Origin of the sequence: Streptomyces sp. NPDC029044 (assembly GCF_040637495.1) — a bacterium.
GTDB lineage: Bacteria > Actinomycetota > Actinomycetes > Streptomycetales > Streptomycetaceae > Streptomyces.
This window is the reverse complement of the sequence record NZ_JBEZWN010000008.1, coordinates 85,395-108,430: the sequence shown is the minus strand read 5'-3', so window position 1 is coordinate 108,430 and position 23,036 is coordinate 85,395. Positions and strand designations below refer to the sequence as shown.

Here is a 23,036-nt window from a genome sequence, read left to right as displayed (position 1 = left end):
GATCCGGTTGGTGCTTCAGTGGAGCTTTCGCAGGTGGCACCAGCCTTTGAAGGTGGCCATGGCCTGTTCGCCGATGCATCGGACCTTGGCATGGCTGCTGTGGCGGAGGCGTACTGGCCGACGGCCGCGTCCGCGCGGAGACGAGAGGCCGTTCCCGGTGATATGGACCGGGGACCGGCGCCTCGCCCGTTAGTTCAGGCCGCCCGGATCGCCCGGTCGATCTCCGCGCCGGAACGGGCCACTACGACGGGCCACTCGTCCCTGAGGGAGGCGGGCAGAAGCTCGCGGTCCTCGTTCCGCAGGATCATGGTCGGCCCGCCCGGGACGACGAGCACGGCATTCAGCCGTCGCAGCAGGACGGCCAAGAGGTCCATGATCCCGTCACCTCCGAAGCGGTTGAAGGTGATGCCGGTCGGGCTATTGAAGTAGACATCCGCCTCCTCCCCCTCCGCCGTACTCACCAGCATGAAGTCCGTCTCGCGGTCCCGCACCACCGCATAGGGGCCGAGGACCTCGTGCGCGGCACTCATGTCCAGCGGCGCCGGCTCACCGTTCTCGAACCGGCACACGAAGATGTCAAAACTCATGGAGTCCTTTCCAACCTCAGGGTGAGGCGTGGTGAAGGACGACGACAGCCTTCACGATGTTGGTGATCCGGTTGGTGCAGCGGAGTTTCCGCAGAATGCGGCAGCCCTTCAGTATGGCCATGGCCTGTTCGCCAAGACAGCGGATCTTGGCGTGGGTGCTGTTGTGTCGCCGCTTCCAGCGTTTGAGCCGACGGCCCCTGAACGGCACACGGACGGGGCGCCCGGCGCCCTGGTAAGCCTTGTCGCGACGCCGATGCCGAACCCGGCGGCGAGCCGCGCGTAGGTGTCCCCGCAGCACAGGTGGGCGAGGACGAGCAGGGCCTGACGGCCGACCGGCAGCCGTCGCCACCGGGTCCCGATCTCTCGCTGCCGGGCATACAGCCGTGTGGTCAGGAAGCGCAGGGTGCGGCTGGAAAGATCGATCGACGACGGGTAGACAAGCACGCGCAGCTCCTGGCGGACACGGGTGATCTTGCTCGAGAACCCGTCTACCAGGAGCTTCGTCGTTCCGTACAGCTGGCAGCCCCCAACACCTCACCGCCGCAGGGAGGTTGGAAAAGGCTCCTTGACTGATTGCCGATCTCGGGGCAATGGCTCTTTCCCAGGTACCCGTAAGAGCGCGGTCCCCAGCAACGCTCTAATCCTGGCTTCAGGTTGACGGGGGACAATGGGCGGCAAAAACATCGACTGGAAGGGGGCGGGCCGGCGTGCGGATCATGATCGCGGATGATGAAGCGGCCATCCGTGAGTCGCTGGAGCGGGTGCTCCAGGTCGAGGGCTACGACACCAGCACCGTCGCCAACGGTCTCGCCGTGCTCGACGGGGTCGGTGGGGCCGACGGAGACACGCTGGATCTGCTGATCCTCGACGTGATGATGCCCCGCCTCGGCGGGTTGGAGACCTGCCGGCAGTTGCGGGCCGCGGGTCGGGATCTGCCGGTGCTGATGCTGACCGCACGTGACCAGGTCTCCGACCGGGTCACGGGGCTGGACGCGGGCGCCGACGACTACCTGCCCAAGCCGTTCGCCACCGAGGAGTTACTGGCCCGGGTGCGGGCCCTGCTACGCCGGCGCACGCCGACCGACGAGGAGTCGCAGATCCTGTCGTTCGCCGACGTCCGGCTCGATCCCGACAGGTTCGAGGCGTGGCGGGGTGGGCGGCCCCTGCGCCTGACCCGGACCGAGTTCGCCCTCCTGCAGGTCCTCATGTGCAACGCGACCCGGGTCGTGACCCGCGACGCGCTGTTCGAGGCGATCTGGGGCTGGGGCATGAGCTCAACAGCCAACAACCTCCAGGTATACGTGAGTTACCTGCGCCGCAAGATGGAGGCCGAGGGTGAGCCGCGGTTGATCTACACGCTGCGCGGCCTGGGATACACGTTGCGGGAGACTCCTCCGTGAGCAGGCCCGCCGGCCGGGAACCGCGCAGGCTGACCCGATGGTGGCGCCGGCGGTCCCTGCGGACCAGGCTGACGGTGATCGCGGCGACGGCCATCGCGGTCAGCGTGTTCGTGGCCTTCCAGGTGGCCAGCGAGCTGCTGGACTGGGAGCTGCGGGGCACCGCCGAGAATCAGCTGCGCGCCGACTCCCGCGTCCTGGCGACGAACGCGCAGCGCGCCGGTCCGGCAAAGGTCCAGCTACCGCCGTATCCCGGATCCGGTCGGCTGGTGCGGGTCGTCCTGCCCGACGGCTCGACCCGCACGCCGGCCGGCCAACCCGCGCTGCCCCCGGTCAGCGAGCCCGCCCGGCGTGTGGCGCAGGGCGCGTCGGCCGACCTGATGGAGTCGAACGACAGCGACGAGGACGGCTACCTCGTCTACACGCTGCGGGCGGGCGACGGCGCGGTCCAGGTGGCCCAAGCCGTCGACGACAGCCCGATCAATCGGTTCGGGTTCGGCATGCTGCTGATCGGGTTGCTCTGCGTGGTCGGCGGCGGCCTTGTCGGGCGGACCGTGGCACGGACCGGACTGGCTCCGATCGACCGGCTGACCGCCGCCGCGGTACGTGTCGCGCACACCCGGGATCTCGACGCCGGCATCCCGGATGAGGGCGGTGGGGAGATCCGGCGGCTGATCCAATCGATCAACGACATGCTCGCCGCGCTCCGGGACTCCCGGCGGGCCCAGCGGCTGCTCGCCGAGGACGCCGCCCACGAGCTCAAGACCCCGCTCACCAGCCTGCGCCTCAACGTCGAGCTGCTGATCCGGCTCGATCGGCGCGGCACCCTGGACAGCGCACTGCCGGCGGAGAGCCGGACCCGGCTGCTCAACGATCTCGGCGCCCAGGTGGCCGAGTTGAGCACCCTTGCCGCCGAGCTGACCGACCTGGCGCGTGGTGAGGTCAGCGACGAGAGCACCGAGGTGCTCGACTTCGCCGACGTGGTGGGGGCCGCCGCGACCCGGGCGCGTTCCCGCTCGCCCGACATCGACGTCGCGCTCGACGTGACCTCCGTGTGGGTGAGCGGGCGTCCCGCTGCGCTCGAGCGGGCGGTGCTCAACCTCATCGACAACGCCGGCAAGTGGTCCCCCGCGGACCAGCCGGTCCAGGTCCGGCTCCGTGCCGAGGGCGCGTCGGTGGTGCTCGAGGTCGACGACGCCGGGCCGGGCATCGACGCCACCGACATACCGCGGGTGTTCGACCGGTTCTACCGGGCCGACAGCGCCCGGGCGTTGCCGGGATCCGGTCTGGGGCTGTCGATCGTGCAGCGGGTCGTCGACGCCCACGGCGGCCGGGCCACCGTTGCCCGCTCCGCACGCGGTGGCGCGCTGCTTCGGGTCGACCTTCCGGCCGTGGCCCCGCCTGCCCCGATCGCGCGGTTCACCGCCGGGGAGGACACCGCGGCGTGCTGAGCGCCCCGGCGACGCGGTGCGGGACAGGGGACGGCGGCCCTCGGGCATGCCCCCCGCGCGGCTCACCGTCGGGGCAGGACACCGCGATGCGCCGCCCCCCGGCGGGTGGCGCAGGACCGAAGGGCGGCGACCGTCGGGCCCGTGAAAAGAGTCCGGGACGGGCCTGGTCCCCGTCCCGGATCTCGTCCGTGCCGCCGCGCTCACCGTTGCAGCGCGGGCTCCTCGTCGTCGGCGAGCGGCTGTTGACCGGCCGGCAGCTCCGCCGCCGGCCGGGACAGCCGGCTCGGCCACCAGATCCGGCGGCCGATCAGCAAGGTGAGGGCGGGCACCAGAACCGACCGCACCAGCAGGGCGTCGAGCAGCACGCCGAAGGCGACCAGGAACCCGACCTCGATCAGCATCACCAGCGGAAGTGTGACGAGGACCGCGAACGTGGCCGCCAGGACCAGGCCTGCCGAGGTGATGACGCCACCGGTGGCAGAGAGGGCTTTGAGCATGCCCTCTCTGGTGCCGAGACGCACGGTCTCCTCCCGGGCCCGGCTGGCCAGGAAGATGTTGTAGTCGACGCCGAGCGCCACCAGGAACAGGAATGCCAGCAGCGGCACCGAATAGTCGATCCCCTTGAACCCGAGGATCGTGTCGAAGAGGAACACGCTGCCTCCGTAGGCCGCGGCGAATGAGACGATCACGGTGGCCATCAGGACCAGCGGGGCCAGGATCGCGCGCAGCAGCAGCCCGAGGACGATCAGGACGACGGCGAGCACCAGCGGGATCACCAACTTCTCGTCGCGCTCGGTGGTCACCTCGGTGTCGAGGTTCTCCGCACTCGGGCCGCCGACGATCGCCTCCGCCCCGCTCACCGCGCGCACGGCGGTGCGCACCCGCAGAATCGTGTCGTACTCCGCGTCGGTGTCCGGCGCGTCCTTCGGGAACACGGAGATGTTGGCCCAGCCGCCGCTGGTCTGCTCCGGGACGGCCAGGGCCACACCGCGAGTGTCCTTGACGACGTCGAGCACCCGCTCCTGGTGCGCCGGACGCGTGAAGACCGTCATCGGCTGACCGCCGAGCTCCGGGAAGTGCTGGCGGAGAACGGCGAAGCCGGTGACCGACTCCGGCGCGGACAGGAACTGGTCCTGCTCCCGCAGGGCGCCGGTGTTGCCCGCCAGCCCGAGGGCGAGCACGCCGAGGACTCCGAGCGAGCCGAGCGCCGCCACCCACCGGCGGCGGCTGATGGCGGTGCCGAGCCGTCCCCACAGCCCCGGCTTCTCCTCCACGGCCGTGCTGAACCGCGGGATGGCCGGCCAGAAGATCCGCCTGCCGAGCACCACGAGCACCGCCGGGAAGAGGGTCAGCATGGCAACCAGCGCGCACAGGATGCCGGCCGCACCGATCGGGCCCAATCCGCTGGTGCTGTTCAGGTCCGCGACGAGCAGGCAGAGCAGGCCGGCGACCACGGTGGCCGCGGACGCGACGATGGCCGGCGCCGCGCCGCGTAGCGCGTGGACCATCGCGACCCGGACGTTCTCGTGGTGGTGCAGTGCCTCCCGATATCGAGCGATGAGCAACAGCGCGTAGTCCGTGCCGACGCCGAACACCAGGATCGTCAGCAGCGCCGAGTTCTGGTCGTTGACCACGATGCCGAAGCCCTTGACCAGCAGGTAGACCGTCCCCATCGCGGTCAGTGCGGCCGCGCCGACGGCCACCAGCGGGATGATCCACAACACCGGGCTGCGGTAGGTGAGGATGAGCAGGAGCGTGACGACGACGATGGTGGTGAGGAGGACCTGCACGTCGATGCCGTCGAAGACGGCATCCATGTCGCCGTCGATCGCGCCCGGGCCGGTCACGTCGAGTTCCAGGCCCAAGGGGCGGTCCTTCGCGGCGTCACGTAACGGGCCGACGATGTCCTCCGGTGCGCCGTGGGCCGTGCTCACCTCGAGGGTGAACATCATCGCCTTGCGGTCGGTGGAGGGGCTCGTCGGTGAGCCCTCGTCGTCCTCGCCGGCCGCCGCCGTCGCCTTCGGCGCGTACTGCCTGGCAAGGGTGTTGTAGTGGCGCTCGACCGTCGCGCGGTCGGCGTCGGTCATGCCGTCGGCGCGGTGGTAGACGAAGACGAACGTGTTGCTGTCACCGCCGGGGAGACGGTCGTCCAGCACCGCCACCTTGGTGGACTCGGCACCTGCCGGCAGGGTGTCCACGGCGCTGTCGGTGGTGACCGAGCTCAGCTTTCCGCTCAGCGGCACCATGCCCGCCGCCAGCACCAGCCACAAGCCGATCACCAACCAGGGCACCCACCGGCCCGCCAACCGGCCGGCCGGCGCTTCCCCGGACGGCGCTGCGTCGACTGCCATCACTAGCCTCCTACATACGGGTTGCATCGCTTGTCTGGATGCCTACTTCGTACTGAGCGAACCTGAGGCGACTGTTAATGCGGTGCTCAGGCCGGTGGGCCGAACCATGTGCCCGGCGCACGCACCAGCGTGGTGGCGGCGAGCTCCTGCCCGATGGGCACGGCTCGGGCGACACAGCCGTCGGGCCGGACGAGTGACGCGTCGACGTCCACCCGGTCCGTGCGGACGGTGACGGTGTCGACCCGTCCGGTCCACGCGGCCGCGGCGTCGCGGGTCTCCGCGGGGTCGACGAGGTCGAGCAGGAGCCCACGACCCTCACGCAGCAGGTCCGCCGACCGGGTCACGGCGGTGACGACGTCCGGTCGGGCCGCTCCGGCGTCAACGTCCGGGCGCAGGGCGCCAACGAGCCGGTGGTCGTCGCCCAGGTCGTGACGGACGTCCATGCCGGCGAGCATGTCGGCGACGTACCGGTGGGTGTCGTCGAGGTCCATGAGGTCGGAGAACATCTCTCACGGCGCCCTCGTCAGCGAGGCGGGGCACATCAGGGCGATCGGGCCCGGGTGTTCTGGAGCAGGCGCGCCGCGACCGGATGCCCTTCGGTGGTGCAGGTGTCGAGGATGTCCTCGCCCACGGCCGCGAGCTGCCGGCCGAGGTTCGGCGCGTCGGCGAAGGCCCTGGCAGCCGACCGGTGCGTACCCGTGGGCCGCGTCCCCGGCCGGCAGGATTCGGCCGGTCCGGTACGTGGTCGCCTGCCGCGCGGTGTCGACCCAGCGGGCCCGGACGACATCGCGGTGATCGTGACATCGGGCCGCTCACCTGCCGGATGCTGTCCTGCAGCTCCTCGATGGTGAGCGGCTCGACCTCCCGCGGCGCACCGGAGCTCTTTGGTCCGTGAAGGGGCCGGCGGGAATCCCCCGGATGCCAGACTGTAGCCTTAGCGAACCAATTGTCTGCGGTGCGTATGGGCTGTGACGGGTTGCCTTCAGCGCGAAGTCGCCTCCAGGCGACCCGACTTCGAGCTCTAGAAGAACCCGAGCTTCTTAGGGCTGTAAGAACAGAGAATGTTCTTCGTCTGCTGGTAGTGGTCGAGCATCATCTTGTGCGTCTCGCGTCCCATCCCCGACTTCTTGTAGCCGCCGAACGCCGCGTGCGCCGGGTAGGCGTGGTAGCAGTTGGTCCACACCCGGCCCGCCTTGATCTCGCGGCCCAGGCGGTACGCCGTGTTGCCGTCGCGGGTCCAGACGCCCGCGCCGAGACCGTACAACGTGTCGTTGGCGATCTTCAGGGCCTCGTCCACCGAGTCGTACGTCGTGACCGAGACGACCGGGCCGAAGATCTCCTCCTGGAAGATCCGCATGTCGTTGGTGCCGCGGAAGATGGTCGGCTCGATGTAGTAGCCGCCCTCCAGACCCGGCACCGCACGGGGGCTGCCGCCCGTGACGACCTCCGCGCCTTCCTTCCGGCCGATGTCGAGGTAGGAGAGGATCTTCTCGTACTGGTCGTTGCTCGCCTGCGCGCCGATCATGGTCGCCGGATCCAGCGGGTCGCCGCCGACGATGGCCCGGGTGCGTTCGACGCAGCGGGCCATGAAGTCGTCGTAGATCGACGAGGGGATGAGGGCGCGGGACGGGCAGGTGCAGACCTCGCCCTGGTTGAGGGCGAACATCACGAAGCCCTCGACCGCCTTGTCCAGGAAGTCGTCGTCGGCCGCCATGACGTCGGGCAGGAAGATGTTGGGGCTCTTGCCGCCCAGTTCCAGGGTGACGGGGATGATGTTCTCGCTCGCGTACTGCATGATCAGGCGGCCGGTCGTCGTCTCGCCGGTGAACGCCACCTTCGCCACCCGCGGGCTGGATGCCAGCGGCTTGCCCGCCTCCACGCCGAAGCCGTTGACGACGTTGACCACGCCCGGCGGGAGCAGGTCGGCGATCAGATCGATGACGTAGAGCAGGCTGACCGGGGTCTGCTCGGCCGGTTTGATGACGACGCAGTTGCCCGCGGCCAGAGCCGGGGCGAGCTTCCACGTGGCCATGAGGATGGGGAAGTTCCACGGGATGATCTGGCCGACCACGCCCAACGGCTCGTGGAAGTGGTACGCGACGGTGTCGGCGTCTATCTCCGCGATGCTGCCCTCCTGGGCGCGGACGACCCCGGCGAAGTACCGGAAGTGGTCCACGGCCAGCGGGATGTCGGCGGCCAGGGTCTCGCGGACCGGCTTGCCGTTCTCCCACGTCTCGGCGACCGCGATCTTCTCCAGGTTCTGCTCGATGCGGTCCGCGATCCGGTTGAGGATGTTCGCGCGTTCCGTCGTGGACGTGCGGCCCCACCCGTCGGCCGCCCGGTGCGCGGCATCCAGGGCCAGGTCGACGTCGGCCGCGGTGGAACGGGCGACCTCGCAGAAGACCTTGCCGGTCACGGGCGTCGGGTTCTCGAAGTAGCGGCCCTCGACGGGCGCGGTCCAGTCGCCGTCGATGAAGTTGTCGTAGCGGCGGGCGAAGGTGACGATGCTGCCCTCGGTTCCTGGCTGCGCGTACACCATGGCGGCTCTCCTCGGTGAAAGTGCGGTGCGGGACGGGTTGCTACGTCCCTCACTGTGCTCCGGGGAGGTTGGCGCAAGGTTGGTGCGGCGGGACGCGGACGTCAGTCGCGCAGGGACGCCGTCAGCCGCCCCCTCGCGATCGCGCGGCGCGTGTCGTCCGGGCCCAGCAGCCGCAGCGCGTGCTCGTGGACCCCGGCGTCGTACGGGGCCCGTTCGCCGTAGCGCAGGGCGTGCTCCGGGCGCGTGCTCGCCAGCACGGCCTCGCGCACCGCCACTTCGAGGCGCGTGCGCCACTCCTCGATGCCGGGGGCCTCGGAGCGGGGCAGGAGCGGGCCGCCCCAGTGGCGCAGCGCGGTGTCCGTGTCGCCGTGCTCCAGCGCGCGCAGGACGTCGGTGGCGTCGCAGGACACCGGGGCGGTGAGGGCGTAGTGGCGGGGTGATATCGCACCGCCGAGCGCGCGGCGCAGGTGGGAGATCTCCGCCTTGAAGGTGGAGGACGTGACCGGCCGGTCGCCGTACAGCGCCGACCGGAGCCGTTCCGATGAGAAGCCCTCGGGTTCCAGGGTGAGGAGGGTGAGGATCTCCAGCTGACGGGGGCGCAGGGGGAGTGGCCGCCCCTCGTGCACGACGCGTTCGGAGCCCAGGCACGTGAGCCGCAGCCGGCCCGGGCGGGGCACCTCCGTGGTCAGGCGGGCCTCGATCGTCGCCACCAGCGTGCGGACGGTGGACATGGCCAAGGGGTGCGAGCGGTCCCAGGTCGTGGACAGGTCCAGCACGCCGAGGACGCGGCCGTCACGGCCGTGCACGGGGGCGCAGTAGCAGACCCAGCCGTGCAGGGCGGACACCAGATGCTCGGCCGAGAAGACAGAGCTGGGGCGGCCGGTGCGCAGGGCGAGGGAGAGCGCGTTGGTGCCCATGGCCTGCTCGTCCCAGCGGCCGCCCGGCGCGAAGTTGACCCGCTCGGCACGGCGGCGCATGGCCGGGCCGCCGCAGGTCCACAGGATGGTGCCGCCCTCGTCGGTGACCGCGGTGACGAACCCGGCGTCCTCGGCGATGCTGTGCAGTTCCCCGGCGAGGGCGGAGACCGGCCCGTACAGCGGTGAGGACGTCCAGCGCTGGTGCACCCGGCCGCCGTCGGTGACCGGGGCGCTGTCCCGCCCCGGGTCCACACTGCCCAGCGAGCGCGCCCATGACTCGGTCACCTCGTGGCGCAGGGCCGCGGTGCCGCCGGGCCGCGCACCCGGCACGCTCAGCCGCGGCACCCAGCGGGACCACTCGTGCTCCAGCACGGCCCTGCGCTGCTTGAGGTCAGGGCGCTGTGACATGGCCTCTCCCTGCCGTCGTACCGGCTTCTCGGCGTGAGGTCAGTGTTACCGGATGCGCCCGCCCCGGTCGAGAATCCCGTCGGGCCCGGGCCGGCTGTTCTGAACGGGCGACCGCCTGACTGGATGTTTGTCCGGTACCCGGGTGCCGCCGTCCGGGTGACGGGTTCACTCGACCCGACGGACGGCGCCCGGCCCGCGTACCACCGGTGTGCGGCGCCGCGTTCCCCTGGCATGGACAGCACGGAGACGGCACGGCGCCTTCCCGGGAACGACGCCGCGCCCCGCTCGTACGCCGAACTCACCGCCGGATACGCGGGACATCCGCCGATCTACGCGGCTCTGGTCGCCGAGTGGGAGGCGCGCGGCCACACGGTCCCGGAGCACCGCGACGGCCAGTGGGTCTCCTTCGCCGCGCCGGCCGAGAGCGAGACCTGGACCGCCGTCACCTCGTGGACGGCCGGCCGGCACATGGGCCCGGTGGTCCCCGCGGCTCCTCACCCACCGGGGGCGGGGGCCGCTGCCGGGTTCCGCCCCGCAGCGGGCTCCGGCCGTCACCCGGCGACGGCGGGGTCCTCTGCCGGAGCCCGGCTCACCAGCCGTCCGGCACCGCCGGCTCCGCGCTGACCGGCGCCAGTACCGCGAGGGTCCCGCTGGCCTCCCGCAGGGCCGATTCGAGCGTGCCCGGCGTGTGCAGCGCGCCGCTTCCGTCGGGCGGGACGAGCCACTCCAGACGGCCGGCGGGCCGGTACGGCGGCGGCACGGCGACCCAGGCGCCCCGGCCGACGTGCCGCACACCGAAGCCGACCCATTCGCTGAACGGGTCGGGCGGCAGGAAGAACCCCACTCTGCGGGCCGCGCAGTCCACCAGGGTGGGGCCCGGCACCTTCAGCGGGTCGCGCCACAGGATGTCCAGCGCGAGGAGGCCGAGCCGGTCGGGAACGGTGAGCACGTCCCAGTACCGCCCGGCCTCCACGAGTACCGTTCCCGCGCCGTAGTCCCACTCCCGCTTGCACTCCTGGGGGTCCGTGGCGGCCGCGGCGAGCCACTCGACGGCTTGCTTCCACATGACGCTCTGCATGGCCACCCCAGTACGGTCGGCGGCGCCGCTGTCGGGCGCGCACTGGACACGGGCCGGTGACCCGCGGGTTCCGCGTGCCTCCCGGCCGTAGCCATGCTCGTAGATATTTCTACGGCCCGGAAGGGGTGGCGTGGTCTGGCGTTTGGGTCGTGCACGTCCCGGTCGAAAGGGGACACCCGCAGGCGCGTCCCGCACGGCCGCGGTCAACTTCGTGCGCGTCCCTACCGCTCCACGGTCAGGTCACCGAACCTGGGACCGGCTGAAGGTGCCCGTGCCGTGGTCGGTGAGCGCGTGCGCCCCGCCCACCAGTGGCGGGGCGCACGGCCCTCACCAGCGAGGGAGCTTCAGCTCGTACTCCGGCCGGAACCGCTGCATGTAGCCGGTGTCGTCCCGGCCGCGCATCCCGGAGTCGACGTACCTCCGGTGCAGGCGCTCCAGTTGGTCGTGGTCGAGCTCGACACCCAGCCCCGGGCCGGTGGGCACCTCGACCTCCCCGTCGCGCAGCTCCAGCACGCCGGGGACGATCACGTCGTCCGCCGAGTTCCAGGGGTAGTGCGTGTCGCAGGAGTGGTCGAGGTTGGGGATGGCCGCGGCGACATGGGTCATCGCGGCGAGGCTGATGCCCAGGTGCGAGTTGGAGTGCATCGACAGAGCGAGCCCGAACGCCTCGCACAAGGCGGCCAGTTCACGGGTGCGCCGCAGCCCGCCCCAGTAGTGGTGGTCGGTGAGCAGCACCTGGACGGCATCCTGCTCCACGGCCGGCTTCAGATGCTCCCAGGCGATCACGCACATGTTGGTCGCGAGCGGCATGGGGGAGTCCTTCGCCACCTCCGCCATGCCCTCGATGCCCTGGGTGGGATCCTCCAAGTACTCCAGGACACCGTCGAGTTCACGGGCGACGTACTTCGACGTCCCGACCGTCCACGCCACGTTCGGGTCCAGCCGCAGCGGTTGCCCGGGGAAGGCCTCCGCCAGGGCCCGCATCGCGGCGATCTCCTCGTCGGGCGGGAAGACGCCGCCCTTGAGCTTGAACGACCGGAAGCCGTAGCGCTCCTGCATCAGCCGGGCCTGCTCGACGATCCCGGCCGGGTCGAGGGCCTCGCCCCAGTCGTCGCCGATCGCCGCACGGCCGTCCAGCGCTGGGTGCTCGGCCCACTTGTAGAAGAGGTACGCGGCGAACGGCACCGCGTCACGGACCCTGCCGCCCAGCAGGTCGCTGACCGGGCGGCCGAGGAGCTTGCCCTGCGCGTCCAGGCAGGCCACCTCGATTGCCGAGGTGGTCCAGCCGCGTTCGTGGGAGCTCGGCACGGTCGGCAGCAGCGCCGTGTCGATCGCGGCGGAGACGGCGGTGGTGTCGAAGACGTCCATGCCGGCGACGACGTTGGCGGCGGCGTGCAGCCGCTCCAGCCGGGCCGCCCCGCCCGGCGACTCCCCGAGTCCCACCGTGCCGTCCTCCAGCACCAGTTGGAGGATGATCCGCAGGGCGAGCGGCTCGTGCACGCCGTTGGAGTTGAGCAGTGGCGGGTCGCCGAAGGCGATCGGGGTGACGATCAGCTCGCGGATGCGTGTGGCGCTCATGCGGCGGCCACCTCCAGTCCGTGGTCGAGCAGTTTCGCGAGCCGGGCGAGGTGCTCCGGCGTCGGGTCGAGCAGCGGCGCCCGTACGCCGCCGACGTCCAGGCCGCGCAGGGTCACTCCCGCCTTGACCAGCGACACGGCGTACCCGGGGACCTCGTCGCGCAGGGCGACCAGCGGGCCGTAGAACTCGTCGAGGAGCCGGGAGACCAGGGCGTCGTCGCCGTCGGCGAGAGCCCGGTGGAAGGCCAGGGCGATCTCCGGGGCGAAGGCGAACACCGCGGAGGAGTACAGCTCCACGCCGACGCCTTTGTAGGCGGGCGCGGTCATCTCGGCGGTGGGCAGACCGTTGAAGAACTGGAAGTCCTCCGTACCCGGCACGGCACGTACCGCGCGGACGATGCGGTGCATCCGCTCGATGTCCCCGAGGCCGTCCTTCAGGCCGGCCACGCCGGGCAGGGCGGCGATCTCGGCGGCCGTCTGCGCGGTGAGCCGGGCGGTTCCCCGCTGGTAGAAGACGACGGGCAGGTCTGTGGCCGCGACGACCTCTTCGACGTACCGCACGAGGCCCTGCTGCGGGGCGCTGACGAGGTAGGGCGGCAGCAGCAGGATGCCGTCGGCGCCCGCGCGTTCGACGCGGGCGGCCTGGTCCCGGGCGACCGGGGTGGGACCGCCGGCCGCCGCCAGGACCGGCACCCGTCCGGCCGTGGTGCGCACGGCGACCCGGGTGGCCCGCTCGATCTCCTCGGCCGACAGCGCGTGGAACTCGCCGGTGCCGCAGGCGACGAACACACCTCCCGCGCCCGCGGCGACCCCCGACTCGATGTGCTCAGCCAGCCGTTCCTCGTCCAGTGAACCGTCCGCCGCGAACGGCGTGACCGGGAAGAACAGCACTCCGTGGAACTTCATGTCTCCCTCATACGTGGGGGTTGTCAGCCCTTGGTGGCCCCGGCGGCGATGCCGGTGACCAGCGAGCGCTGGAGGAGCAGATAGACGATCAGGCTGGGGATCAGGGCGATGACCGCACCGGCCAGCACCACCCCGGAGCCGACCTCGGGGTCGGTGCGCAGGATGGACAGGGCGACGGTGACCGTGTAGTCGGTGGGGTCCTTGGCGGCGATCAGGGGCAGCAGGTACTGGTCCCAGATCATGATGAAGCCGAGCACCCCGGCGACACCGAGCGCGGGCTTGCACAGCGGCAGGACGACCTGCCACAGCATGCGCAGCTCGCCGACGCCGTCGATGCGGGCGGCCTCCTCGATCTCGGTGGGGATGTCCTTCATGAACTCGGTCAGCAGCATCACGGAGAAGCCCCAGGCACCGAGCGGCAGGATCACACCCCAGACGGTGCCCTTGAGGTCGACGCCGACCACCGGCACATGGCCGAGGACCAGGGACAGCGGGATGGCGATGACCTCCTCCGGGAGCATCATCGTCAGCATGAACAGGGTCAGGATCAGCGCCTGTCCGCGGAACTTGTGCCGGGCCAACGCGTACGCGGCCAGCGTGCACACGGCGAGCTGGAGCAGCAGTCCGCCGCCCGCGATGACCAGGGAGTTGCCGAAGTAGTCCCAGATTCCCCGCTCGCCCGCCACGTGGAAGTTCAGCAGGGTCGGGTGGTGGGGGAGGAACGACAGGGTCGAACCGCTGGCCTTCTCGCTGAAGGAACCGGAGAAGATCGTCAGGAACGGCGCCGCGAAGACGCCCAGGGCGAGCAGGCAGAGCAGGACGCGCAGCGCCCAGGCGGGTCCCGGCCGGTCGCTCCAGCCGAGGGCGGTGTCGAAACGGGCGGGGGTGGTGCGCCGCTTCCCGGCGGACGTGCGCGCGGGTGAGGCGGTGACCGGGGTCCGGACGGGGTCGATGGCGGGGGCGCTCATCTCACGTCTCCCCTCTTGCGGAGGTAGTTGACCGTGACGGTGAGCAGCAGCGTCACGCAGAGCAGAACCACGGAGGCGGCCGAGGCGCCGCCGATGTCGTTACGGGTGAAGCCGAGGGTGTAGGCGCGGGTCATCCACACGTCGGTGGAGCCGGCCGGGCCGCCGCCGGTGAGGACGTAGACCTCGGTGAAGACGCGCAGTCCGCGGATGGCGGCGAGGGTGAGGACGATGCCGAGGGCGGGCCGGATCGCCGGCAGCGTGATGTGCCGCAGCCGCTGCCAAAGCGATACGCCGTCCATCGCGGCGGCCTCGTACAGCGACCGGTCCACGCCCGCCAGCCCGGCGAGGATGATCACCATGTTGTACGGGGCGAGCATCCAGATCCCCATGGCCATCGTCGCCCACAGCGCGGTGTCGGGGTTGTCGAGGTAGGGCACCGGCCCGAGTCCCAGGAGCCCCAGACCGCTGTTGATCAGGCCGTCGGAGGTCGGGTAGTACATCAGCCGCCACATCTCGCCGACCACCGCGGTGGCGGTGACCACGGGCAGGAACACGGCGGTACGGATGATCTTCAGCGACCGTGCCTGGCCCTCCAGCAGCAGCGCCAGCGCGGATCCGACGAGGATCCCGCCGAGGGACATCCCGACACCGAGGAGCAGGGTGTGGCCGATGGCGTCCTGGAAGCGGTGGTCGGTCAGGACCCGTGTGTAGTTGTCGAGGCCGACCCACTTGTCGCCGAGGAAGGGCCGCACCTCGAAGAAGCTGAGCCAGACGCCCTTGCCCATGGGCAGGAACTTGAAGACAAGGGCCAGCAGCAGACCCGGGGCGAGGAACAGCCAGGGCAGTACGGCCTTCTTGCCGATGGTCCGGGCTCTGCGCGGCCCGGGCGTCGTCGCGGTCGCGGTCATTTCAGCAGCTCCTGGTCCTTGAGGTCACCGGCGAGGGTGTCGTTGAGCTCCTTCAGGCCGGAGCGGACGTCGCTGCCGCAGTAGGTGAAGATCGCGTTGAGCGCGTCGGCGGTGTCCTGTTTGATCGGGGCGAAGTTCGGTGCGTTGGGGAACTGCACGGAGGCGGTCTCGTACGCCGTCTGCACCACGCTCCAGCGGGGGTCGTGGCGCACCTTCGCCGCGTCGAGCGTGGAGTTGACCGGGATGCGCACGACGGGCTGGTGGTCGCCGGTCATGGCGAGTTCCTGGCCCTCGGGGGAGACGAGGAACGCGGCGAGTGTCCGCTCCTGCCGCGCCTTGCCGGTTTTGGCGCCGAAGTAGATGTTCTCGCCGTCGGCCAGCACGTCGTTGTTGCCGGCCGGGCCCGAGGGGGCCGGGAGCACCTCGTACTTGTCCTTGCCGAGCGCCTTGTCGAAGGTGGAGATGTTGTACGGGCCGGTGAGGTACATCCCGGCGTTGCCGTCCTGGAAGTTGGTGGTGTTCGCGGTGACCGAGGTCAGGGCGCCGGGCTGGATGACACCGTTGTCGCCGCAGAAGAGGTTCTTCTTCATCCAGGTGACGGTGCGCAGGGCCGCCGGCGAGTCCATGGCGGGCCGGTAGCCCGGCCCCTCCTTCCGGAGGATCTGCACGCCGCCCTGCCACAGATAGCTGGCGCCCCACCAGGCGACGTAGCCGTTCTGGGCGCTGCCCGGGACGACCATGCCGTACGTGTTCTTCCTGCCGTCCCCGTCGGGGTCGCGGGTGGCGAAGGCCCGGGCGAGGGTGAGGGTGTCCTGCCAGGTCTTCGGCTGCGGCAGGCCGAGCTTCTCGCGCCAGTCCTTGCGGACGAACAGCGTCATGGCCTGCCGGGAGTAAGGGATGCCGTAGTGCTTGCCGTCGAGGCCCACCGTGGACGACCAGGACTTGGCGGTGATCTCGTCATGCCCGGATATCGAGGCCGGGGTGATCGGCTTGAGCAGGCCCTGGGCCTGGTAGCTGCCCATCAGGGCCGTGTCGTTGATCATGACGTCCGGCAGGTCCTTGACGGACGCGCGGCTCTGCAACTGCTGGTCGAAGTTCATGACCGGCTGGTAGTCGATCTTGATACCGGTCTTCTTCGTGAAGGCGGCGAACACGCGGTCGTAGGTCTGGGCGGACTCCGGGTCGCTCCGGGTCCACACCTCCAGGGTGTTCGGGTCACCGGCCCCGGCTCTGCCGGAACCTGAGCCGCAGGCGGCCGTCCCGAACAGGAGCCCCGAGACGGCGAACGTGGCAGCCAGGCGGTGCACACGGCGGAGCCGCATGGCGATACAGCGTCGGCGATCCCGCATGGATGGTTCTCCGTTCATATTCGTGAACCCGCTTCACGAATCTAAATGATCGGCCAAGCTACGGATCGCTTCAGCGCCATGTCAAGACATGGCTGAAAGATTTCACCGACACCACACGGGGCCCGGGAACACCGAGGAAACGGCGACGGCCCCCACCGGATCATCCGGTGGGGGCCGTCCGAAAAGGAGGGGTGCTCAGGTCAGGCCTGGCGCTCGGCGTTCTTCTTCTTGATCCGCTCCGCTTCCTTGCGGACCTCCGCCTGGGTGGCGCGTTCCCGCTCCAGCCATTCGGGGCCCTCCTTCTTCAGGGCCTCGATCTGCTCGGTGGTGAGGGGCTCGGTGACACCGCCGCGCGCGAGGCCCGCGATGGAGACACCGAGCTTCGCGGCGACCACCGGCCGGGGGTGCGGGCCGTTGCGCCGCAGCTCCTGCAACCACTGCGGCGGGTTCGCCTGGAGCTCGTTCAGCTCGGCGCGCGAGACGACACCCTCCCGGAAATCGGCGGGGGTGGCCTCGAGGTACACACCCAGCTTCTTCGCCGCGGTCGCGGGCTTCATCGTCTGGGTGTTCTGGTGCGACGTCATGGACCCCAGGGTAACGAGCATGTGCACGCCCCCTGACCACGGCCGGTAACCTGGCGAGGTGACAGGCTCGGATGCAACCCCCTCGTTCCGGCTCGCCTACGTTCCCGGGGTGATGCCCGGCAAATGGGTGCGCATCTGGAACGAGCGGCAGCCCGGAGTCCCGCTGACCCTCACGCAGGTACCCGCCGGGGCGGTGGCCGAGCGGCTGCTGGGCGGGGACGCCGACGCGGGCCTCGTCCGCACACCCGTGGACCGCTCGGTCTTCAGCGCGATCCCCCTCTACACCGAGCAGACCGTCGTCGTGGTGCCCAAGGACCACCTGGTCACCGCCGTCGACGAGGTGGCTCCGGAGGACCTGGCCGACGACATCGTGCTGCACCCCCTCGACGACGTCCTGGACTGGGAGAACCTGCCCGGAAGGCCTGCTCTGGAGCGCCCCGCGACCACCGCCGACGCCGTCGAACTGGTCGCGGCGGGCATCGGCGTCCTCGTCGTCCCGCTGTCGCTCGCCCGCCTGCACCACCGCAAGGACCTCACCCACCGGCCCCTCAAGGACGCTCCCGAGTCGAGCGTGGCCCTGGCCTGGCCGGAGGACGCGAAGACGGACCAGGTCGAGGACTTCATCGGGATCGTCCGCGGCCGCACGGTCAACAGCACCCGGGGCCGTCAGCAGCCTCCGGCCCGGGGCGAGTCCGCGAACGCGGACCGCGGCGGCGCCCGGCGCAAGCCGGCGCCCGGAAAGTCGGCTGCCGGGAAGTCCGCCGGGGCGATGCGCACCGGGAAGAGCGGGCGCGGCGCCCCCAAGAACGACCGACGCGGCAAGCCCCGCCGCCGCTCATAGGAGCGGGGGCCGCGAACGGACCGCGACCCCCGAGACGTCGTACCCGGCTCAGCCGGCCGACGGAGACGGTGCCGGCGCCCCGTAGGACGGATTGGGGGCGACCGTCTGGAAATCCTTCAGCTCTTCGGGGATGGGCAGCACGCGAACCGGCGCACCCTGCTGCGGCGGCGGCGGAGTCGTCTGCTCCTGGGGCAGCTTGGGCGGGGCGGTGATCTGGAAGCTGACCTGCTCCTGGTTGATCAGGCCGGTCTTCTCCAGGACCGTGATGTGGTCGAGAACGGTGTCGTTGGTCGTGTCGGCGAGCTCCCGCACGAGGCTGTTCCGGGTGGTCGCCCGGATCTTGGCGATCGTCGGGAAGATGCCTCCGTGCGCGACGCGCATGATGGTGACGGCCGTGGACTCGAACTCCTTGCCCGTGCTGCCCTCGGCCGTCGCCACGAACTGCTGCTGCTGCGGCGACGCCTCGTTCGGCAGGGTGATGCCCAGGTCTGTGGAGATCTTGCGGCAGCCCGCGTCGAGCCGGCCGTGACCCACGAGCAGATGCTTGGAGACCTCCTGCATCTCCGGCGACGTGCTCCGCTCCTTGATCAGCTGCCCGAGGGGGTACTCCCACAGTCCGGCCGCGCGTACGCGCACCACGAAGTCGCGGTCCGCCTCGGTCAGCGGACCCCACTGGGTGTTGGCGATGATGCGGTCCTGGCCGGAAGCCGCGTTCTCCACGCCCAGCATGCTGGGATAGGCGAGCGCGGTCAGCGTAAGGACCAACGCGCCGCCCACGAACGCGGTTCCTGCCGTGCTGCGCGAGATGCGCATCGTGCCTCCTGGGATATGAACGGCCCAACACCAAGAGGTACGGATGCCAGCGGCGAAACAATCATTCCTGCCGCAAAAAAGTTCGGCCGCTTCCGCCGTCGCCGCCACCGTGTCCGCGTCCGCCCTGACCAGCAACCCGGCCGACACCCCACCCGTCCACCGTGGCCCGAGGGGCGCCTCCCGGAGTCGGCGAAGACACCCTGACCGAGGTTCACCTTCTCCAGCCCGAAAGGCCGGACCGTCCAGGCCGAGGGGGCGGCCCGACGTCATGCGTGGGGTCAGGGGGCGTCAACGCTGCGGACAGGGTCGGTCGTCAGGGTTCGTCGGGACGGGGCACACGGGCCAAGGCGGCTCTGATGGTCACGGCGGGGTCGGGGACGGGGATGCCGACGTCGTTGAGCAGGGAGACGACGTGACCGATACCGGTGCCTTTGCGGAGGGCCGTCTTGACCAAGTACTCGAGCGGGAAGTGTTCGGTCTCGGGGACTTCGCCCTCGTCCAGCTCGTCCGCTCGGACGAGCCGCAGGGCCTCGCTGAAGGAGAGGCCCTTGGGGAGGCTGTCGTGGGACGTCGGGATGTTGCAGGCGCGCAGACGCTTCGCGATCGTCGTGGGCGTGGCACCCAGCTCCCTTGCCGCCAGGAGGATGTGGCTGAACGGCACTGGCTGGTTCGTCTTCATGTACCACCAGATGAGCGGGCTGCTCTCGCACAGCATCTCCCGGTCCAGCGGCGTGGGCCGGCGGGGAACCGTCACGGCCGTGTCGAATCCGTAGGCGCGCAGGCGGTCGGTCTTGAAGCGCAGGTCGTCGATGTCCTCGACGCCGCTGAAGACGTTTCCGTAGTACAACGGCCCCGGGGGCACGAGGAACTCGCCGGAGCCCTCGTCGTGGAGGACCCAGAGATCGTCCGACGTGGCATCGGCGGGAAACGGCTCCGGTGCGGCGATGCCGAGGGCGGCCAGCTTGGCCAGTACCTCGGTCTGCTCCAGGCCGAGTTCTTCCGCCGCGCCGAGAACCAGGCCGGGCGGTGTCGCCCGACCGGGCTCCAGCCAGGGCGGCTTCCCGTCCGCGTCCAGGCTCAGCAGCACGAGCGTCTCAGCCGTGGGGTGGTCGGGCAAACGGCCGGGTTCGGCGTGGAAGCCGTGGGCCCGGAGACGTCGGCACACGACAGGCACGGACAGGCCGGTCCGCAGACTCGCGCGTGCCACGTGCCCCAAGGGGACCGGGGCCCGGGGATCCAGGCACCCCTCGCTCGCTCTGTCCGGGTCGAAACGGAGCACGTCGTCCTTCTCCGCGGCCTGGCACAGCGCCTCCACGGTGTCCGGTACCGCCAGCCCGAACCGCCGCAGCAGGGCGGCCGTTGAGGCGACGGTTTCGTTCGCGCGTGCCGCCGCCTGCATCAGGTCCCCGGTGGACAAGGGGTCCTGTCTGCCCAGCAGGCTCCGGCCGTAACCTGCCCGAAAGGCGGCGCTGTTCGCCCTCGTGAGCTGTGCATCGGAGGACCAGGACCTCGGATCGGCTTCGGAATAGCCCAACGCGGCCAGCCGCAAAGCTACTTCGCGCGCGGTGCACTGGAGGGTCTCGGTGGCTTCGGTGAGGTCCCCGTGGTTGTCGAGCGGCCTGCCGTGCCACCCGCGTGACTGACGGGCCATCAGCAGCCACTGGTCGGACGGCCGGGGCCGCCGGACCGGACGGGTGCCGTCCGCCTCCGGGCACACCTCGGTCAGCTTCTTCAGCGCCCGTACGGGACGGCGGGCGAGGACCCGCCAGAGGAACACGTGGTCCGGCGCGTAGCCGCCGACGTTGCTCCAGGCTGCGGCACTGTAACGTCGCTCGTCACGAGGGTCGTGCGGCACGAGGGAGAAGTCCGCCGGAAAGTAACCGACCTCCGGGTCACCGAACCGCACGCCCTTGAAGACGAGTTCTCGGCCCTGCGCGGAGAGCGCCCCGGCCACCACATCCGCCAGCACCGCGCTTCCGCCGGCCACGTGGGAGAGCCAGGTGAACCCCGGCACATTGTCATCCCCCTCAGCGAGGACGCTGCCGGCCCTTTCCACCAGTTCCCGCACCGGCACGCTCACATCGTCCAGGACATGCCGGCGGTCCACCGAGAGCTTCGCCGGGGACCACGGGCCCCGCAGGTTCACCACCACCCCGCTCAGCCCCGGGCCCGACGCCGAGATGACACCTTTGCGAACCGTCGGTTCGACGACCAGCCCGTCGACGAGCAGCGCCCCGCCCTCCTCGCACCAGACGACCTGTGCGCCCCTTCCGTCCCCGGACCAGGCCAGCACGCTTCCGTGCGCCTTCAGCCCGGTGTCCGCGGGACCGGTCCTCTTCCGTTTCTTCAGCCGCCCCTGCTCCCAGGAACTGCTCAGCGCCCCCTTTCGCGCGGTCGTGGGGAACTCGGCGATCGCGAGCACCCGTTCCAGCACGTCGATGACGGACCAGCTCGCCGGGTCGATGTCGGGCCGCAGGTACAGCCGGACCCGGGTGCCGGGCTCCCGCCCCCGCGCGGCCTTGCGCACGATCCTGAAGAGGTGGCCCGGCCCGCAGATGGACACCTCGTGGACGGGCCCGGGAACGCCGTCGGCGTCCATGCGGCAGGTGGTGACCCGGATCTCCTCGGCGAGCATGAAGTAGCTCAGCACACCGATCCCGAACCGGCTGTTCGGAAACAGCGTCACCGGTGGATCCAGGGACTCCCAGCGGGCCCGCTCCAGCTTGAACTCCAGTTGCTCCGCGAAGCGCGCGCCGGCGTGGGAGAACACACCGCGCAGCTCGGCCTCGCCCATGCCGATGCCGTCGTCGTGACAGTCCAGATACGCCCGGCCGTCGTCGTCGCTGTCCTGCGTGAAGGAGATGCGGCCGGTGTACGGCGTGCCGGACGGTTCCGTCGTGCGGTCGAGGTACTCCTGCCGGGCGCGCCGGTAGCGGCAGGCGTCCAGCGCGTTCTGGTACAGCTCCCGCACGGCCAGGTCGCGGTCCTTGTACAGCTCGATCCCCATCGCCAGATCGAGGACCCGGCGCCCGTCGCTCCGGAACCTCGCGTACCCGTCGAAGGTGCCGCGGCTGGGAACCACGCCGTCGGCGGAGAGCCGGGTGGGGAGGTCCGGCATGGGCTGGTTGATCCGTTCCCTGACGGTGCGCCGTATCGCGTGCAGCAGGGCGTCGGTGCGGGCGGTGTACTCGCGCAGCCCCTCCACGACCGCCTCGTGGTGGCATTCGGCGCGGAGCACCGGCAGGTCGCGCGAACCTCCCCAGTGCGCCTCCGCGAGGGTGCGGCGCAGCAGCGGCAGATCCACCGGATACGGGATGGCGAGGTGCTCGGCGACGATGTCCGGCAGCGCCGTCGACTCGACGGACATACCGTAGGCGAGGGCGAGCAGGAGGCCGACGCGCTGGAAGCGGATCTGTTGGTGACCGGGTCCGCAGCGGACCCGGTCGTCGGCGGGCAGCAGGTTCAGGAACTCGGGGTGACAGATGTCGGGACCTCGTCGGAGGCCGTGCAGGAGCACGGTCACCCGGTCGGCGGCGAGCGCCGCGCCCAGCTCCATGGCGGAGTCGCCCAACTCCGCCATGAGCGTGGGGACGGAATCGGGGTCCGAGAACTCCCCGTGCTGGGCGAGGCGGCGATGGCAGAGCCACCAGCCGACGAGCGGTTCCGCCTCCGGCTCGCGCAACGCGCGTTGGACGAGCGCGTCGTTCTCCTCGGCGAAGACCTCGAACGCCTGCCTGGCCGGGTCGGCGGTGCCCGCGGGCCGCAGGGACCAGGGACGGACCCGCGCGAGCCGTACCGCCCGCCGCAGGTAGTGGACCCGGTGCAGGAAGGGCAACAGGACGAGCAGGGACGCCTCGGCCGGATACAGGTCGAGGCCCTTCGTCCCGTCCTCGGGCGGCTCGCCGAGCAGCCACTCGACGTTGTCCAGGAACGCGGTCGCGATCCGCGAGTCGCACCAGGGGTCCTGCTCCAGCGACCGTTCCAGTTCGTCCCGGAGGCGCGCCAGCCGGGCCGCGAGGGCGGCGACGTGCCGCCGGTGGTGGCCGGTGTCCCGGCCCTGGGGCACGTGCCGCCAGACGCAGGAGTCGCCGGCCCGGCGCTCCCATGTGTCCACGGCGACGGGGGCGGGGGCGGCCCCCGTCGGCGGGACGGCAGCGTGCACGTGCAGTGCCCCGATCGACCCGGCCTGGACGACCGTGCCCGCCACCGTGTCACCGCCCACGACGTTGCGGGTGCCACCCTCCGCCAATGTGCCGCCCCCTCTGCGCTTTCGAAGAATCTACGAGGAGCGCAGCCCGGGTGCGGCCGGTTTCGGCTGATTGAGCAACCGCTGGTCAGCGTCTCGACGAGGCCAGGGCGTCA

18 protein-coding genes and 3 pseudogenes are annotated in these 23,036 nt (G+C 70.8%); 4 read left to right on the top strand and 17 right to left on the bottom strand.

Features of this window, described 5'->3' with window-relative positions:
* Positions 1–18: 18 nt before the first annotated feature.
* The 3 genes and pseudogenes from AB0E85_RS10280 to AB0E85_RS10270 all read right to left on the bottom strand — a co-directional run.
* Positions 19–102 (bottom strand): annotated as a pseudogene (locus AB0E85_RS10280) (IS5/IS1182 family transposase); the annotation flags it as partial.
* 92 nt (positions 103–194) lie between these two features.
* Positions 195–587, bottom strand: a complete 393-nt coding sequence (locus AB0E85_RS10275) for a hypothetical protein (RefSeq protein ID WP_361924592.1) — start codon at positions 585–587, stop codon at positions 195–197.
* A 16-nt stretch (positions 588–603) separates the two neighbouring features.
* A pseudogene (locus AB0E85_RS10270) lies at positions 604–1,031 on the bottom strand (transposase family protein).
* A 263-nt stretch (positions 1,032–1,294) separates the two neighbouring features.
* Between AB0E85_RS10270 and AB0E85_RS10265 the strand changes: the two are divergent.
* Entirely contained in the window at positions 1,295–1,987 is a 693-nt protein-coding gene (locus tag AB0E85_RS10265; RefSeq protein ID WP_361924590.1) for a response regulator transcription factor, read from the top strand.
* Positions 1,984–3,435, top strand: coding sequence for a HAMP domain-containing sensor histidine kinase (locus AB0E85_RS10260; protein ID WP_361924588.1), 1,452 nt, complete (start codon positions 1,984–1,986; stop codon positions 3,433–3,435). The genes AB0E85_RS10265 and AB0E85_RS10260 overlap by 4 nt, the downstream gene beginning before the upstream one ends.
* 200 nt (positions 3,436–3,635) lie before the next feature.
* Here the strand turns inward: AB0E85_RS10260 and AB0E85_RS10255 are convergent, their stop codons facing one another.
* The 5 genes and pseudogenes from AB0E85_RS10255 to AB0E85_RS10235 form a co-directional block, all read right to left on the bottom strand.
* Positions 3,636–5,786 carry an MMPL family transporter gene (locus AB0E85_RS10255; protein ID WP_361924586.1) on the bottom strand — a complete coding sequence of 717 codons (2,151 nt, stop codon included), beginning with the start codon at positions 5,784–5,786 and terminating at the stop codon, positions 3,636–3,638.
* A gap of 86 nt (positions 5,787–5,872) precedes the next feature.
* A complete protein-coding gene (locus tag AB0E85_RS10250; RefSeq protein ID WP_361924584.1) occupies positions 5,873–6,292 on the bottom strand; it encodes a hypothetical protein in 420 nt (139 codons plus the stop codon).
* A 3-nt stretch (positions 6,293–6,295) separates the two neighbouring features.
* Positions 6,296–6,550: pseudogene (locus tag AB0E85_RS10245) on the bottom strand (FAD-dependent monooxygenase); the annotation flags it as partial.
* A gap of 257 nt (positions 6,551–6,807) precedes the next feature.
* On the bottom strand, positions 6,808–8,325 hold the full coding sequence (gene adh / locus AB0E85_RS10240; RefSeq protein ID WP_361924581.1) for an aldehyde dehydrogenase: 1,518 nt from the start codon (positions 8,323–8,325) through the stop codon (positions 6,808–6,810).
* 101 nt (positions 8,326–8,426) lie between these two features.
* Entirely contained in the window at positions 8,427–9,650 is a 1,224-nt protein-coding gene (locus AB0E85_RS10235; protein WP_361924579.1) for a transcriptional regulator, read from the bottom strand.
* A gap of 231 nt (positions 9,651–9,881) precedes the next feature.
* Here AB0E85_RS10235 and AB0E85_RS10230 point away from each other — a divergent pair, with 231 nt between their 5' ends.
* Positions 9,882–10,274, top strand: coding sequence for a hypothetical protein (locus AB0E85_RS10230; protein ID WP_361924577.1), 393 nt, complete (start codon positions 9,882–9,884; stop codon positions 10,272–10,274).
* On the opposite strand, the gene AB0E85_RS10225 is transcribed toward AB0E85_RS10230, so the two are convergent.
* The 7 genes from AB0E85_RS10225 to AB0E85_RS10195 form a co-directional block, all read right to left on the bottom strand.
* Complete coding sequence (locus tag AB0E85_RS10225; RefSeq protein ID WP_361924720.1) at positions 10,240–10,728, bottom strand: hypothetical protein; 489 nt, start codon at positions 10,726–10,728, stop codon at positions 10,240–10,242. The two genes, AB0E85_RS10230 and AB0E85_RS10225, sit on opposite strands and share 35 nt — an antisense overlap.
* 327 nt (positions 10,729–11,055) lie before the next feature.
* Positions 11,056–12,306: a glucarate dehydratase family protein gene (locus tag AB0E85_RS10220; protein ID WP_361924575.1), complete on the bottom strand. Its 1,251-nt coding sequence runs from the start codon at positions 12,304–12,306 to the stop codon at positions 11,056–11,058.
* Positions 12,303–13,211, bottom strand: coding sequence for a 5-dehydro-4-deoxyglucarate dehydratase (locus AB0E85_RS10215; RefSeq protein ID WP_361924573.1), 909 nt, complete (start codon positions 13,209–13,211; stop codon positions 12,303–12,305). Before AB0E85_RS10215 ends, AB0E85_RS10220 begins: the two co-directional genes overlap by 4 nt.
* 23 nt (positions 13,212–13,234) lie before the next feature.
* Positions 13,235–14,179, bottom strand: a complete 945-nt coding sequence (locus AB0E85_RS10210) for a carbohydrate ABC transporter permease (protein WP_361924571.1) — start codon at positions 14,177–14,179, stop codon at positions 13,235–13,237.
* The gene (locus tag AB0E85_RS10205; RefSeq protein WP_361924569.1) at positions 14,176–15,087 is read right to left on the bottom strand and encodes a sugar ABC transporter permease; all 912 of its coding nucleotides are present in this window, start codon (positions 15,085–15,087) and stop codon (positions 14,176–14,178) included. The genes AB0E85_RS10210 and AB0E85_RS10205 overlap by 4 nt, the downstream gene beginning before the upstream one ends.
* Positions 15,084–16,409, bottom strand: coding sequence for a sugar ABC transporter substrate-binding protein (locus tag AB0E85_RS10200; protein ID WP_361924567.1), 1,326 nt, complete (start codon positions 16,407–16,409; stop codon positions 15,084–15,086). Before AB0E85_RS10200 ends, AB0E85_RS10205 begins: the two co-directional genes overlap by 4 nt.
* Before the next feature lie 227 nt (positions 16,410–16,636).
* The gene (locus AB0E85_RS10195; RefSeq protein WP_361924565.1) at positions 16,637–17,020 is read right to left on the bottom strand and encodes a DUF5997 family protein; all 384 of its coding nucleotides are present in this window, start codon (positions 17,018–17,020) and stop codon (positions 16,637–16,639) included.
* A 58-nt stretch (positions 17,021–17,078) separates the two neighbouring features.
* Between AB0E85_RS10195 and AB0E85_RS10190 the strand changes: the two genes are divergently transcribed.
* Positions 17,079–17,861, top strand: a complete 783-nt coding sequence (locus AB0E85_RS10190; RefSeq protein ID WP_361924564.1) for a LysR family transcriptional regulator substrate-binding protein — start codon at positions 17,079–17,081, stop codon at positions 17,859–17,861.
* A gap of 48 nt (positions 17,862–17,909) precedes the next feature.
* Here AB0E85_RS10190 and AB0E85_RS10185 read toward each other — a convergent pair whose 3' ends face one another.
* Together AB0E85_RS10185 and AB0E85_RS10180 are read right to left on the bottom strand one after the other, a co-directional pair.
* On the bottom strand, positions 17,910–18,674 hold the full coding sequence (locus tag AB0E85_RS10185; RefSeq protein ID WP_361924563.1) for a DUF4142 domain-containing protein: 765 nt from the start codon (positions 18,672–18,674) through the stop codon (positions 17,910–17,912).
* Between the two features lie 313 nt (positions 18,675–18,987).
* A complete protein-coding gene (locus AB0E85_RS10180) occupies positions 18,988–22,923 on the bottom strand; it encodes an ATP-binding protein (protein WP_361924561.1) in 3,936 nt (1,311 codons plus the stop codon).
* Positions 22,924–23,036: the final 113 nt, after the last annotated feature.